The sequence below is a fragment of the Vibrio tritonius genome, assembly GCF_001547935.1.
GTDB classification, from domain to species: Bacteria; Pseudomonadota; Gammaproteobacteria; order Enterobacterales; family Vibrionaceae; genus Vibrio; species Vibrio tritonius.
Map to the genome: position 1 here is coordinate 2,860,177 of NZ_AP014635.1, position 14,428 is coordinate 2,874,604.

The window sequence follows — 14,428 nt, forward strand, 5'->3', positions numbered from 1 at the left end:
TAAGACATAGGTCTCTTGAATCGATTCGCTATCTTCACTCTCAATCACTAGGATAACGGCCCTAAAAGCAAGGAAGAGCTATGCAATACACTAGACTGGCTAATTCGTCTTTAGAGATCAGTAAATTGTGTCTTGGCACCATGACCTATGGTGAGCAAAACACGCAAGCAGATGCGTTTCAGCAGTTGGATTACGCACTTGAACGAGGTATTAATTTTATTGATACCGCTGAAATGTATCCAGTGCCACCTAAGACAGAAACTCAAGGAAAAACCGAAGAATTTATTGGTAACTGGTTAGAAAAATCAGGAAAGCGAGAAAAGATCATTCTGGCTACCAAAGTTTCTGGTCCAAGCCGAGTTAACCATATTCGCGAAAATATGGCGTTAGACCATCGCAACATTCATCAGGCAGTTGATGACAGCTTGCGTCGATTGAAAACAGACTATATCGACCTATATCAAGTACATTGGCCACAACGTAATACCAATATGTTTGGTCAACTGAACTACCCGGATCAGGAAGAAAAAAGTGCGGTGAGTTTGATTGAAACTCTGGAAGCGCTTAACGACATCGTCAAGATGGGGAAAGTGCGTTATATCGGGGTTTCCAATGAAACACCTTGGGGGCTGATGTCTTATCTTCGTCTTGCAGATAAACATGATCTACCTAAAGTAGTATCGATTCAAAACCCATATAACTTACTCAATCGCACCTACGAAATTGGTTTATCAGAAATAAGCTATTACGAGGGCATTCCCCTGCTGGCCTATTCACCAATGGCATTTGGGATCTTAACGGGTAAATATTTAAATGGTGCCAAACCGCAAGGTGCTCGCTGCTCTTTGTTTGAGCGCTTTCAACGTTACTTCACACCGCAAGGGATTAAAGCTACCGAAGCTTATGTAAACTTGGCCAGAGAATTTAGTCTCGACCCGGCACAAATGGCGCTGGCGTTTGTTAACCAGCGTCCTTTTGTGGGGTCAAACATCATTGGTGCTACCACAATGGAGCAATTAAAAACCAATATCGATAGCTTAGACATTACTCTTAATGATGAACTTTTACAGCGCATCGATGAGATTGCGACTGTTTATTCCAATCCGTGCCCTTAGCGTGTCATTTAACACTAAGAACTCAAAAACTTATCAGGGGGAAGCATTACCTTCCCCCTTAACATTATGTCGGTATTCGCGACGTTAACACCCGACGTAAATGACGAACGCGACGTTGAGCGATGATGGCATCAGGTAACGTGCATTCACCAACAACACGTCCATCCAGTTCTAAACCAATATCTTTCAGTAGATGAGCATTATCCCAAGGAATATCGTAACGCACACGGCGAATTTGGCGTCGCCAACGGCGCTCTTCTCTTTTGATATCAGCACGAACAAATAAGACGGCTAAAGTAAGGTAAAGTGATTGTTGCATGATTTTCTCCAGCAAAATGGATAGCTGAGGAAAAAGACAATACAGGTAGGAAACTAGAATAGATCGATCCCGTCACAGACTGCCTTTCCCGCAGCCTATTAAAGGATACGGACAATTTATTTCTTGGGTTTGCTCGCGCTAACGGTGAGATCAAATCGATCCACGGTTAAATTTTGGCGATCAGACGCATTGATATGAGTTACGTTCATAAGTTTCATAATGCGCCTCCAAGCAAATAAAAAAGTCCAAATAGATTTAAATTCAGTGAGTTAAGCTCACGGTTAAATGATAACCTCCAGTGATTATTATTCAACCAAAAAAGTGAACAAATTCAAAAAACAATTCATTAGGCTAATAAATACAAAAAAACACAGATCATTAAAGAGAATATGACCTGTGTTTCATTAATAATTCAGAAGATAGCTCTATCGACCTCCCTCTTCACGAAGGGATCAAGATGTATAGTGCGTATCGGAAATAAGATTATGTTTGTTGAGCAGGCGGTACATGGTGGCTCTTGAGATTCCAAGCTCTTTCGCAGCCAATGAAACCTGTCCTGAATTCGATTCCAGAACTAAAAGCAGCGCATCACGTTCAGAACGTTCACGAATGGTTTTCAGACTGCGTTTACCATCAATGCGTTTTGGTAAGTCTAAATCCCCTTCTTGCAGCATAACGCTATCAGACATTAACACAACGCGTTTAATCTGATTCATTAATTCACGAATATTACCTGGCCAGTAATATCGCATTAGCGCTCGCACAGCATCTTCTGAGAAACTACGCGCCTGAGCATTGTACTCTTTTGAGTACACTTGTAAGAAATGTGTCGCCAATGGCGCAATATCAGCGGCACGCTCTTTTAAGCTCGGGACATTGATTCGCAATACATTGATGTAGTGATACAGCTCGTCATTAAAATCGCCATCGATTAATGCCTTTTCAATATCAGACGAATTCGCCGCCAAAATACGAACATTAACCTCTTTGGTACCGTTAGGGGTTTCCACCATGCCTTCTTGCAAGAAACGCAGCAGGTTAATTTGCTGTTGTTTTGGCAACGTTAAAATATCATTGAGGAGAATCGTTCCGCCATTAGCTTGAACCGGTAAGATGGTATCAACATTATCGTTACCAATACCAAATAATTCTTGCTCAATACGTTGCTCAGACATTGCTCGACAATTAACCGACAGAAACGGCTTTTGGTTACGAGATGATGTTTTATGAATTGCGCGAGCAACCGTCTCTTTACCAGAACCACTTTCACCATAAATTAAGATGCTGACATCCGTTGGACCAATACGTTTAATTTGATCACGCAGACGTTTAACAGCGGTCGACTCCCCTAACAACCCCATATCACCAACAGAACCAAAGTTTGGCCATACTTTTTTCTCAAGCTTCAGCATACCTAATTGGTGGCCTATCGTACTCAATAACTGAGCATCAGGAATCGGAGCAGTAAAGAAGTCGATACAGAAGTTCACAATGAATTGGCAAATAGTATCAGATCCTAATTGCGCTTCACGAATGAAGGCCAACCAACGTACCTGCTTATGGCTGCTAACCAAGTTAGCAATACCATTGAGACTAAACTCATCCTGGCTCAAATCAACAATACCAATACAGGGGCCGGTCTCATTAAACAAAGAATCTGCTTTACGCAAGTCAGAACACAGTTTACAGTTCCAACCTGCTTGCTCTAATACAGACAACCACGGTTCATATGTCCCTCCAACGAGGATTAATGATCCCGGCGCTGAATCCATTCGAAATTGTGTCCCCATGTAACCGTTCCTTTTCTAAACTTAAAATGGTTGTGTCAATTTTGGCACTAAATCTCTATATCGATACAATAACGAGACTTTCCCGATTAATCTGTCTCATATTTAAGACTAGTAGTGATTAGCCTTGTTTTCCACTCAGGAAGCCAATCGTTTGAACTAATTTGAGACTGAACTCGAGAAAACACCAGAGACAAAAAAAGCCGCCTAAACTAGGCGGCTTTTGCAATATTCTCTAGCGATTAGTGCTGTGGACGCATCGCAGGGAACAGAATCACATCACGAATGGTGTGTGAGTTCGTAAATAACATAGCTAGACGGTCGATACCGATACCTTGACCCGCAGTTGGCGGTAAGCCGTGTTCTAACGCAGTGATGTAGTCTGCATCGTAGTACATTGCTTCGTCATCACCCGCATCTTTCGCCGCAACCTGTGCTTTGAAACGAGAGTCTTGGTCTTCTGCATCGTTCAACTCTGAGAAGCCATTTGCCACTTCACGGCCACCGATGAAGAATTCAAAACGGTCAGTGAAGAATGGGTTGTCATCGCTACGACGAGCCAGTGGAGAAATATCCGCTGGGTAGCCAGTGATGAACGTTGGTTGAATCAGTTGAGGCTCCGCTGTTTCACCGAAGGTTTCTTCAAGAAGCTGACCACAAGTCCAGAATGATTCCACTTCAACACCAACTGATTTCGCGATGCGAACCATTAGGTCACGATCTTGCACGCTATCTTCAGTCATCGCTTGAATTTCAGCGTGGTCTGGGTTGTATTTCTTGATCGCTTCTAGCATGGTCATACGTGCGTATTGACCGCCGAACTCAACCATTTCGTCACCGTAAGGAACAGCAGTTGCACCTAGTACTTCCATTGCCACTGTGCTTAGCATTTCTTCTGTCAGATCCATCAGATCTTTGTAGTCAGAATAAGCTTGGTAGAATTCCATCATGGTGAATTCTGGATTGTGACGAACAGAAAGACCTTCGTTACGGAAGTTACGGTTGATTTCGAATACGCGATCAAAACCACCCACAACCAAACGTTTTAGGTAAAGCTCAGGAGCAACACGTAGGTACATGTCGATGTCCAATGCATTGTGGTGAGTCACGAATGGACGTGCAGTCGCACCGCCAGGAATCACGTGCATCATTGGCGTTTCAACTTCTAGGTAGCCTTTAGTTGTCATGAATTGACGAATTGCAGCGACCAATTTAGAACGTACGATAAACGCATTACGAGAATCTTCGTTGACGATAAGGTCAACGTAACGTTGACGGTAACGCATTTCTTGGTCAGTTAGACCATGGAATTTTTCTGGTAGTGGACGAAGTGCTTTCGTTAGCAATTCGTACTCTTCCATGTTCACGTAAAGATCGCCTTTACCTGATTTGTGAAGCGCACCTTTCACACCGATGATGTCACCGATATCTAGACCTTGATATTTCGCTTTAAGCTCTTTTTGCACATCTTTAGCAGCGTATGCTTGGATACGGCCAGATGTTTCTTGAAGTACGATGAATGGACCACGTTTCGCCATTACACGGCCAGCTACTGCTACGATGTGGTTTAGTTCTTCTAGCTCTTCCTTGGTCTTTTCACCGAACTCTTTCTGAAGATCACCCGCTAGACTGTCGCGACGAAAGTCATTTGGGTGACCATTCGCCTTTGAGTCTTTACGGATGTGCTCCAGCTTGCTACGACGTTCTGCAATCAGTTTATTTTCTTCTTGCGCGATTTGAGCTTGGCTCTTTTCGTTGTGAACAGCATCAGTCATTTTGCATGTATCCTGTTATTTGTCGGTAAAAAGCTTAAAGGCCAGATTTAAGGCTAGCTTCTATAAATTTATCTAAATCACCGTCGAGAACCGCTTGCGTATTACGGTTTTCAACGCCTGTGCGTAGATCCTTGATTCGGGAGTCATCTAACACGTATGAACGAATTTGGCTGCCCCAGCCGATATCTGATTTCGCATCTTCGTTTGCTTGTTTTTCTGCATTTTGTTTTTGCAATTCATATTCAAACAATTTTGCTCGAAGTTGCTTCATCGCCTGATCTTTGTTCTTATGCTGAGAACGATCGTTCTGACATTGAACAACGATATTGGTTGGCAAGTGAGTAATACGTACCGCAGATTCAGTGGTGTTAACGTGCTGACCACCAGCACCCGATGCACGGTATACATCGATACGTAAATCTGCTGGATTAATATCGATATTGATGTTGTCATCAACCTCTGGATAGACAAACGCAGATGCGAATGACGTATGACGGCGACCACCTGAATCGAACGGAGATTTACGAACTAGACGGTGCACGCCAGTCTCAGTACGCAACCATCCATAAGCATATTCGCCAGAAATACGAACAGTTGCCGATTTTAAACCTGCAACCTCACCTTCTGAAACTTCGATAACTTCTGTTTTGAAACCTTTTGCTTCAGCCCAACGCAGGTACATGCGCAATAACATAGAAGTCCAGTCTTGAGCTTCAGTACCACCAGAACCCGCTTGCAAATCAAGGTAACAATCAGAGGCATCATGATCACCGGCGAACATACGACGAAATTCAAGCTTCGCCAATTTGTTTTCCAACTCATCCAGTTCAGGACCGATTTCGTCAAATGTTTCTTGGTCTTCTGCTTCAACAGCCAGTTCCAAAAGACCTTCAACATCGTCGACACCTTGATCAAGATCATTAATCGTTTCTACGATAGCTTCAAGAGATGAACGTTCTTTACCAAGAGCTTGGGCACGTTCAGGCTCGTTCCAAACATCTGGTTGTTCAAGTTCTGCGTTGACTTCTTCTAGACGCTCTTTCTTTGCGTCATAGTCAAAGATACCCCCTCAGGATATTTGTGCGCTCAGACACATCCTGCAGACGGTGTTTAATAGGATTGATTTCAAACATTTTGGCTTAATAGTTATGAATAGAATTTAACCGAAGAATTCTACTGAAAAATGACTGCAAGATACAGGAAAAAATCGTGAATCTCACCTGATATGGTTTATTACATGTCTTTGGTGAAATTACCTCACCATCTCGTTATTCATTGATAATTTAATCCACACCTAAAACAAGAAAAGGCAGTGATAACTCACTGCCTTGATCTCACTAAACTTCAACCGAATTTATGCGGTTTCTTCTTCCAGTAGGCTTTCATCGCTACTGCCAACAAAGAACATAGCAAGCAGTGTCGCCAATGTTGGTAGAACCCAACCCATACCATCGCTAAATAGCGGTAAGAAATTAAAGAATGACACATCTAGACCGACAATCTTCGCCGCATCAATCAGAGCAAACATCAACGATACGAGCAATACTACGCGATAAGACAATGTTGGGTTTGGTAATTTATTGCGAACAAATGCGAGGATAACCAGTGCAATCGCCACAGGATACAAGGCAAATAGTACAGGCACAGATAATGAGATTAGTTGTGATAAACCTACGTTTGCGACAATCGCACAAATAACACCGATAATCACAACCCAGTAATGATAACTCAGACGAGTAATACCACTAAAGTAATCGGATACGGAAGACAGTAGGCCAATCGCAGTCGTCAAACAGGCCAATGTCACGATAACAGACAGCACAAATTGACCGTAGTTACCAAATAACGCTTGGATGTAGATACTGAGGATCTCACCACCATTGTCAGAACCTGCGGCGATAGAGAAACTGGTAGCGCCCAAGTAGAACAATGAAATATACACGAACGCCAAACCGGCAGCGGCAATGAGTGCAGCACTGATCAGATACTTGGTGGTCGCTTTTTCTTCCGTAATGCCTTTACTGCGCAAACCTTCAACCACCAAGATACCAAACATCAAGGATGCGAATGTATCCATGGTGTTGTAGCCCTCAAAGAAGCCAGTGGTAAACGGTGCAGTGGCATAAGCTTGCTGTGCTGGCATGATATCCCCTTGCGGAGCAATAAACACAGAAACAGCCAAAATAGCCAAACAAAGGAACAGAACTGGGGTCAGAAGTTTACCGATCATGTCGATCAATCGGCCACGAGACCAAGAGAAGAACATCGCGATAGCAAAGAAAACAACTGAGAAAATAGCCAAAGTTGTGCTGCTTGGCGCGTGAATTAACGGCTTAACCGCCATTTCATAAGCAACCAAACCGGTACGAGGAGCGGCAAATGCAGGACCGATAATGATAAAGATCAGTGACGCCATGATGGTCGACACTTTCTTAGGCAAGTCTTTAGTTAAATGCTCCCAACTTCCTCCAGCAATCGCAACGGCGATGATACCAGAGAGAGGAAGACCTACGGCTGTCAAAAGGAAACCACCCATTGATGGCAAAAGGTTTTGGCCCGCAAGTTGTCCTGCCAAAGGTGGGAAAATGATATTACCTGCGCCCAAAAAGAACGCAAAAAGCATAAAACCAAGAGCGATAATATCTGTTAATTTTAAACGCTGATTCACAGATAATCCTTAATTAATTATGTGTTAGATGTTGTGTGCAGATGGAGGTTTGATACATTCCCATCCCCCACCCAAGGACAGAATAATGAACAAATCGTTAATTTTTCGCAAGTCTAAAGAAAAAAACACTAGATTAATTTACAACAATAGCAAATAGGCAGTCATTTTCACTGGATTTATAGCTAAAATATAGCATTTATAACTATAAAACAGAGTACATATATCAACCAAAAATAGAACAATTATCTATACAATTGATCAACATTAGAGATATTTACTTAAATTGACGTAAAAACCGATATTTAACCAGAGTGATAAAATGAAAAAAAAAGACTTTAAATTCAAACAATTCACTATCACTAATCGAGGTGATATTGGCATGCCAGTCAGTACAGATGGCGTAATGTTAGGAGCTTGGGCATTTCAAAATGCACCGCAGGCAGTGTTAGATATAGGTACAGGTTCAGGCTTGTTAGCATTAATGTGTGCTCAACGCTTTCCAAACACGTTAATTCAAGCCATTGATATCGATAATAAGGCTTACTTTACAGCATCAAATAACATTGCCCAGTCTCCTTGGCATGATCGTATTGAGGTAACCCAGCAAGACATACTGGAACATGATTTACCCCATCATTTCGACGCAGTGATCTGTAACCCACCCTATTTTAACTCCGGTGAAACAGCACAAGATACCTCTCGAGCAATTGCACGCCATACACAAACATTGGGACACAATGATCTTATTCGTCAGTTAGATTCATTACTTACTCCCAAAGGTATTGCAGCCTTTATCCTGCCAACGCCAGAAGGAGAAGCATTTATTAAACTTGCCAGCACTAAAGGTTGGGGCGTAGCTCGGCGCTGTAATGTGACAACAACAGCACGTAAACCTGCGACACGCTTACTGTTTGAGCTACAACGAGACGCGACTTACACAATAGAAGAACACCTAACTATCAATGCAGATCAAGGCTACAGCGATCAATTTATCGCCCTTACTCATCAGTTTTATCTCAAGATGTAGAAAATTAGATATGATCTAGTCATTGATCCCACTATAATGTGCGACCTAATTTTTGACTGAATTATCCATACCTGTGGAGACAACACTGTGATCAAAACCTTTGCTGACCTTGAACTGGACCAAAATATTGTTGAGGCCATTGAAGAGCTAGGCTTTACCCGCCCAACTCAAATTCAGGCTGAAGCGATACCTCAAGCCTTGGACGGTAGAGACGTTTTAGCATCTGCTCCAACAGGAACAGGTAAAACTGCTGCATTTGCGATTCCAGCTCTGCAATACCTGCAAGACTTCCCTCGTAAAAAAGCCGGCCCTGCTCGTATCCTTATTTTGACTCCGACACGTGAACTGGCGATGCAAGTTGCCGATCAAACACGTGCATTAGGTAAGAACTCTCGTCTAAATGTCATCACTATCACTGGTGGCGTACAATACCAAGAACACGCAGACATTTTGGCGCAAACTCAAGATATCGTAGTAGCCACTCCAGGACGCCTATTGGAATACATCGATGCTGAACGCTTCGATTGCCGTGCAATTGAATGGCTCATTCTTGATGAAGCAGACCGTATGCTGGATATGGGCTTTGGTCCCGTAGTTGATCGCTTGTCTGCAGAATGTCGCTGGCGCAAACAAACGCTTTTGTTTTCAGCAACATTAGAAGGTAAAGGGGTAGAAGGCTTCACCGCGGACCTACTAAAAGAGCCCGTTGAAGTGAGTGCTGAGCCATCTCGCCGTGAGCGCAAAAAGATTTCTCAGTGGTATCACCGTGCCGATAGCTTAGAACACAAAAATGCATTGCTGAAGAAAATCCTGACTGAACAATCCGAAAAAGCGATCGTGTTTGTTAAAACTCGTGAACGTCTGGCCGAATTACGTTCCGAGCTCGAACGCTCACAAATTCCTTGTTCTTGGATTCAAGGTGAAATGCCACAAGATCGTCGAAACAACGCGATCAGCCGTTTCCGTAGCGGTGAAATTACCGTTCTTTTAGCAACAGATGTTGCAGCTCGTGGCATCGATATTCCTGATGTGAGCCACGTGATCAACTACGACATGCCTCGCACAGCCGATGTCTATTTACACCGCATTGGGCGAACAGCTCGTGCCGGTAAAAAAGGGTCGGCAATTTCACTAGTGGAAGCGCACGACCAACCAATGATCGATCGTGTCAGTCGCTATGTAGACGAAGAGATCAAAGAGCGCTACATCAAAGACATGCGCCCGCAACACAAAAAACCAGTATTTAAAAAGAAAAAGAAAAAAGAAACAGACAAAAGAAAAGCGCCAAAAAGAACGTGAAAAAGAAAAAGTAATTTTTCTTAGTAATACGCTTTTTGCGCACTGAGCATAATCGCTGTAAAGAGACAAAAAAAAACCGCTGACTGAACAGCGGTTTTTCTTTATTTATCGTTCAGACTTGAACAGCATTGCTAAATAGCAAATTAATGCTCACGAGTTGCGCGGAAATCCACTTCAGGGAAGCGCTCTTTCGCCAAGTTCAAGTTAACCATCGTTGGAGCAATATACGCTAGGTTATCACCACCATCGAGGGCTAGGTGAGTTTGGTTCTTACGCTGGAACTCATCGAATTTCTTCGCATCATCACACTCAACCCAACGAGCTGTCGCTACGTTAACGCTTTCGTAAATCGCTTCAACGTTGTATTCAGATTTCAAGCGAGCAACCACCACGTCAAACTGCAGCACACCGACTGCGCCAACGATCAAATCGTTGTTTTGCAATGGACGGAATACCTGTACCGCACCTTCTTCAGAAAGTTGCACTAGACCTTTTAGCAATTGTTTTTGCTTCAATGGATCGCGCAGACGAATACGACGGAAAAGTTCTGGTGCAAAGTTAGGGATACCCGCAAATTTCAGATTTTCGCCTTGCGTGAAAGTATCGCCAATCTGAATAGTGCCATGGTTATGTAAACCAATAATATCACCAGCGTATGCTTCTTCTGCACGAGAGCGATCTCCAGCCATGAAGGTAACCGCATCAGAAATACTTACTGTTTTACCAGTACGAACATGATTCATCTTCATACCTTGTTTGTAGGTACCAGATACCACGCGCATAAATGCAATACGGTCGCGATGTTTAGGATCCATATTTGCTTGAATCTTGAAGACAAAACCAGAGAAGTTTTCCTCAGTTGCTTCCACAACACGCTCATTAGCATGACGAGCTTTTGGCATTGGTGCCCACTCGGTCAAACCATCCAACATGTGGTCTACACCGAAGTTACCCAATGCAGTACCAAAGAAAACAGGTGTCAGTTCACCACTTAAGAATAAGTCTTCATCAAACTCATTCGATGCACCAATAACGAGTTCAAGCTCATCTCGAAGTTGCGCAGCAAGATCTTCACCCACTGCTTGCTCAAGTTCTGGGTTATCCAACCCTTTCACAATTCGAACTTCTTGAATAGTATGGCCTTGGCCTGTTGAGTACAAAATCGTTTCATCACGATGGATGTGATAAACACCTTTAAACTCTTTACCACAACCGATAGGCCAAGTAATTGGAGCACAAAGGATGTTAAGTTCGTTTTCAACTTCGTCCATCAACTCCATTGGGTCACGAATGTCGCGGTCCAATTTGTTCATAAAGGTGATGATCGGCGTATCACGCAGACGAGTTACTTCCATCAGTTTACGAGTACGATCTTCTACACCCTTCGCGGCATCGATAACCATTAAACATGAGTCAACAGCAGTTAGAGTACGGTAAGTATCTTCAGAGAAATCTTCGTGTCCAGGGGTATCTAGCAGGTTAACGAGAGAATCAGCATACGGAAATTGCATGACCGATGTGGTTACAGAGATACCACGTTCTTTCTCCATTTCCATCCAGTCCGATTTAGCGTGTTGTGACGAACCACGACCTTTAACCGAACCTGCTGTTTGGATCGCGTGTCCGAACAATAACACTTTTTCTGTAATGGTGGTTTTACCCGCATCTGGGTGGGATATGATCGCGAAAGTACGGCGTTTCGATACTTCGCCGACAAATGGACTATTTGACATGTGAAACCAATCTTCTTTTCTACCTAACAGGACACTTCCAAACAGCATCCTTGGCTATTCGGTTCAAATTTGGTCGGTATTCTCCCCTATTATCACGCTGGGGGCAACTTAAAGGCTAAAATGTCTCGCTACTAAGCACTTTCACCTGCCAAATCAGGGATCTTGGGCTATAACTTTAAGACATTGAAATGGATCTTTGAGTCTATGGTAGAAATAAAACCCACCCAATCCATCGCCTTTAAACAAGCGATTACCGTGTTTATCGTATCGATGCTACTGGGAATGGCCTTTAGCATAAACTATACGTTGCTCGACCTTCATCAAGAAAAAAACCGTCTTGAGGAGCATTATCGTTTTCAGCTTATGCAGAGTTATACCAATGCAAGTCAGGCAGCCTTCCGACTTAACCCTATCTTAGCCGAGCAAGTTGTTTCTAGTCTGATGAACGATCCTGCGATTCATCATGTGCAAATCATGGATGACTTTAACGAAATCCTATTTCAACAAACCAACCCAGCTCCCAAAGTGAGCGCATTTGTTGGGTTAGTGTCAAATTATATTTCTCCGACTAGCACCACATTCTCAACCAGCTTACATCAACCGAACTCATCTACCGTTGTGGGCTATTTACTCTTTTCGGTTAATACCAACACACTCGCGCAACGCTTCATCACCAAGCACGCAAACATGTTGCTCTTAGATTTATTGAGAACCTGCTTGTTGACCATCATTCTATTGATTTTTTTTTACTACAAACTGTCTCTACCCTTAATTCGATTAAGCCGTTGGGTACGCTCTTTGCGAGACAAGCAACACAGTTCACCAGACACATTATTTCGGGGTAATAACGAACTTAAGGAGCTAGCAGGTACCGTCCATCAGCTATGGCAAGAACGTGAAAGCGCAGAAGGAAAATTAAATAAGCTGGCTTACTACGACACACTAACAGGCTTAAATAACCGTAGTATGTTGATGAAAATGCTCAACGTGAACATAAAGAAAAGCGTCAAAGAGGGAACACAAGGAGCCCTGCTGTACTTAGATTTGGATCGTTTCAAAACCATTAACGATTCGTTGGGACACACCATTGGTGACAAGCTACTGATAGCCGTTGCAACCCGAATAGAAGAGTGGTCGCATTACAATTATGTCATTGCGCGTATCGGAGGCGATGAATTTGCCGTACTGATCCCTAGCTATCATGATAATGAAATCGAAGAAGTCGCTCAGCAACTGCTCGACACCTTATCTGCCCCATACATCGTCGATACACACCAGCTCTATTGCAGTAGCAGTATTGGTATCGCCCTATTTTCCGGTGCAAATAACGCCAATATCGACGTACTTCGACAGGCAGATACAGCACTCTATCGCGCTAAAGTACATGGCAGGAATACCTATCAGTTTTATCAACCGGAAATGCAGTCACAAATCGAAAGTTTCTTAAACATCGAGAAAGGGCTGCATGAAGCGCTTGCTTCAAATCAGCTTGAGCTTTTTTATCAACCTCAAGTCAATGCCCAGCATGAGATTGTCGGTGCTGAAGCACTAATTCGTTGGCATCATCCCCAAAAAGGTATTATTTCCCCTGGGATCTTTATGCCCATCGCAGAGGAAACTGGGCAAATTTTGCCTATCGGACACTGGATCATTGAAACCGCCTTTGCGCATTATGCCCAATGGCAAGCTCAAGGTCTTCTTCCTAAAAGCTTTTGTCGCTTGGCTATCAATATTAGTCCTCTTCAATTTGCTCAAGACAGTTTTGTCGAACAAATAGATCAAGCACTGAATAAATACCGCATTTCAGGACAGTCTATTGAATTAGAGATCACTGAGAACCTGCTGCTAGAGAATGTCGAAGTCGCCAGACAAAAAATGGCCCAGCTCAAGAAGTCTCACTTGCACCTTTCCATCGATGACTTTGGTACTGGTTACTCTTCTTTGCGTTATTTAAAGCATTTGGATGTGGATGTCCTTAAAATTGACCGTTCTTTTGTCACCCAACTCCATCAAGATGAAAATGACCAAGCGATTGTTGACACCATTTTAATGATCGCTAAGCGATTGAATCTAAGAGTGATTGCAGAAGGTGTAGAAAATGAGAACGAACTTAGAGCATTAAAACGCATGGGATGTAAACAGTTTCAAGGGTACTTATTTGATAAACCGTTAAATGAAGAAGAGTTGTTGCTCCGCTTTAAAACCACGCCCTATCAAGACGTGGCTAAAGAGACGACGGAATTAGATATTCATTCAGCAAAAAACATATAACTCATGATTAACGCGTCTTCCTTCCCTTTATTTGTCGGATAATAGTTAAGACGACGATCAATTTCATGAAACCCTAGTTGATCATAAAGTGCAATTGCTCGCTGATTACTTTCACGGACTTCTAGCCAGGCACTTTCTGCATTGGCTTGTTGACACAACTCAATAAAATAATTCGCTAGCAATCGGCCATACCCTTTCCCCTGCTCTTGAGGGGCAATAGCGATATTCAGTAACGATACTTCACCAACAATGTTCTGCGCATAAAAATAACCAACCACTTTGTCATCCACCAACATCGCGCTGTGCAATTGACCTCGACTTTTTAAGTCGTAAATCATTGACTGTTTCCATGGATGAGAATGAGCAGACTGCTCGATGGCCCAAACAGCATCAAGGTAACACTCAGAAAGAGCGACGAAAGAAACTGACATAAA

General features: G+C 43.0%; 11 protein-coding genes. 4 read left to right on the top strand and 7 right to left on the bottom strand.

All coding sequences use genetic code 11. The features are described 5' to 3' along the window. Positions 1 to 80: 80 nt before the first annotated feature. The gene (locus JCM16456_RS12640; protein WP_068714874.1) at positions 81 to 1,115 is read left to right on the top strand and encodes an NADP(H)-dependent aldo-keto reductase; all 1,035 of its coding nucleotides are present in this window, start codon (positions 81 to 83) and stop codon (positions 1,113 to 1,115) included. A gap of 64 nt (positions 1,116 to 1,179) precedes the next feature. Here the strand turns inward: JCM16456_RS12640 and JCM16456_RS12645 are convergent, their stop codons facing one another. The 5 genes from JCM16456_RS12645 to brnQ form a co-directional block, all read right to left on the bottom strand. Further along, entirely contained in the window at positions 1,180 to 1,434 is a 255-nt protein-coding gene (locus JCM16456_RS12645; protein ID WP_068714876.1) for a hypothetical protein, read from the bottom strand. Positions 1,435 to 1,886: 452 nt separating this feature from the next. Then, complete coding sequence (vpsR, locus tag JCM16456_RS12650) at positions 1,887 to 3,224, bottom strand: cyclic-di-GMP-binding transcriptional regulator VpsR (protein WP_068714878.1); 1,338 nt, start codon at positions 3,222 to 3,224, stop codon at positions 1,887 to 1,889. 239 nt (positions 3,225 to 3,463) lie between these two features. After that, positions 3,464 to 4,996, bottom strand: a complete 1,533-nt coding sequence (gene lysS, locus JCM16456_RS12655) for a lysine--tRNA ligase (protein WP_068714880.1) — start codon at positions 4,994 to 4,996, stop codon at positions 3,464 to 3,466. Positions 4,997 to 5,030: 34 nt separating this feature from the next. Beyond that, positions 5,031 to 6,129 (bottom strand): peptide chain release factor 2 gene (prfB, locus tag JCM16456_RS12660; RefSeq protein WP_156430527.1). Its coding sequence is split into 2 segments (ribosomal slippage): positions 5,031 to 6,053 and positions 6,055 to 6,129, totalling 1,098 coding nucleotides; the frame shifts between segments, so codons are not numbered across the junction. 221 nt (positions 6,130 to 6,350) lie between these two features. After that, positions 6,351 to 7,664, bottom strand: a complete 1,314-nt coding sequence (brnQ, locus tag JCM16456_RS12665) for a branched-chain amino acid transport system II carrier protein (protein WP_068714884.1) — start codon at positions 7,662 to 7,664, stop codon at positions 6,351 to 6,353. A 319-nt stretch (positions 7,665 to 7,983) separates the two neighbouring features. Here brnQ and JCM16456_RS12670 point away from each other — a divergent pair, with 319 nt between their 5' ends. Together JCM16456_RS12670 and srmB are read left to right on the top strand one after the other, a co-directional pair. Beyond that, entirely contained in the window at positions 7,984 to 8,691 is a 708-nt protein-coding gene (locus tag JCM16456_RS12670) for a tRNA1(Val) (adenine(37)-N6)-methyltransferase (protein WP_068714886.1), read from the top strand. A gap of 87 nt (positions 8,692 to 8,778) precedes the next feature. Further along, positions 8,779 to 9,990 (top strand): ATP-dependent RNA helicase SrmB, encoded by a 1,212-nt coding sequence (srmB, locus tag JCM16456_RS12675; protein WP_068714888.1) that lies wholly within the window; start codon positions 8,779 to 8,781, stop codon positions 9,988 to 9,990. Between the two features lie 143 nt (positions 9,991 to 10,133). Here srmB and prfC read toward each other — a convergent pair whose 3' ends face one another. Further along, complete coding sequence (gene prfC, locus JCM16456_RS12680; RefSeq protein WP_068716074.1) at positions 10,134 to 11,723, bottom strand: peptide chain release factor 3; 1,590 nt, start codon at positions 11,721 to 11,723, stop codon at positions 10,134 to 10,136. Positions 11,724 to 11,927: 204 nt separating this feature from the next. On the opposite strand from prfC, the gene JCM16456_RS12685 reads away from it, so the two are divergent. Further along, positions 11,928 to 13,994 carry a putative bifunctional diguanylate cyclase/phosphodiesterase gene (locus JCM16456_RS12685; RefSeq protein WP_068714890.1) on the top strand — a complete coding sequence of 689 codons (2,067 nt, stop codon included), beginning with the start codon at positions 11,928 to 11,930 and terminating at the stop codon, positions 13,992 to 13,994. On the opposite strand, the gene rimI is transcribed toward JCM16456_RS12685, so the two are convergent. Then, a complete protein-coding gene (gene rimI / locus JCM16456_RS12690; protein WP_068714893.1) occupies positions 13,973 to 14,425 on the bottom strand; it encodes a ribosomal protein S18-alanine N-acetyltransferase in 453 nt (150 codons plus the stop codon). The genes JCM16456_RS12685 and rimI overlap by 22 nt on opposite strands. Positions 14,426 to 14,428 lie beyond the last annotated feature (3 nt).

Coding starts and splice junctions, on each gene's coding strand:
- JCM16456_RS12640 (WP_068714874.1), top strand. CDS start 81: ATGCAATACACTAGACTGGCTAATTCGTCTTTAGAGATCAGTAAATTG.
- JCM16456_RS12645 (WP_068714876.1), bottom strand. CDS start 1,434: ATGCAACAATCACTTTACCTTACTTTAGCCGTCTTATTTGTTCGTGCT.
- vpsR (WP_068714878.1), bottom strand. CDS start 3,224: ATGGGGACACAATTTCGAATGGATTCAGCGCCGGGATCATTAATCCTC.
- lysS (WP_068714880.1), bottom strand. CDS start 4,996: ATGACTGATGCTGTTCACAACGAAAAGAGCCAAGCTCAAATCGCGCAA.
- JCM16456_RS12670 (WP_068714886.1), top strand. CDS start 7,984: ATGAAAAAAAAAGACTTTAAATTCAAACAATTCACTATCACTAATCGA.
- prfC (WP_068716074.1), bottom strand. CDS start 11,723: ATGTCAAATAGTCCATTTGTCGGCGAAGTATCGAAACGCCGTACTTTC.
- JCM16456_RS12685 (WP_068714890.1), top strand. CDS start 11,928: ATGGTAGAAATAAAACCCACCCAATCCATCGCCTTTAAACAAGCGATT.
- rimI (WP_068714893.1), bottom strand. CDS start 14,425: ATGTCAGTTTCTTTCGTCGCTCTTTCTGAGTGTTACCTTGATGCTGTT.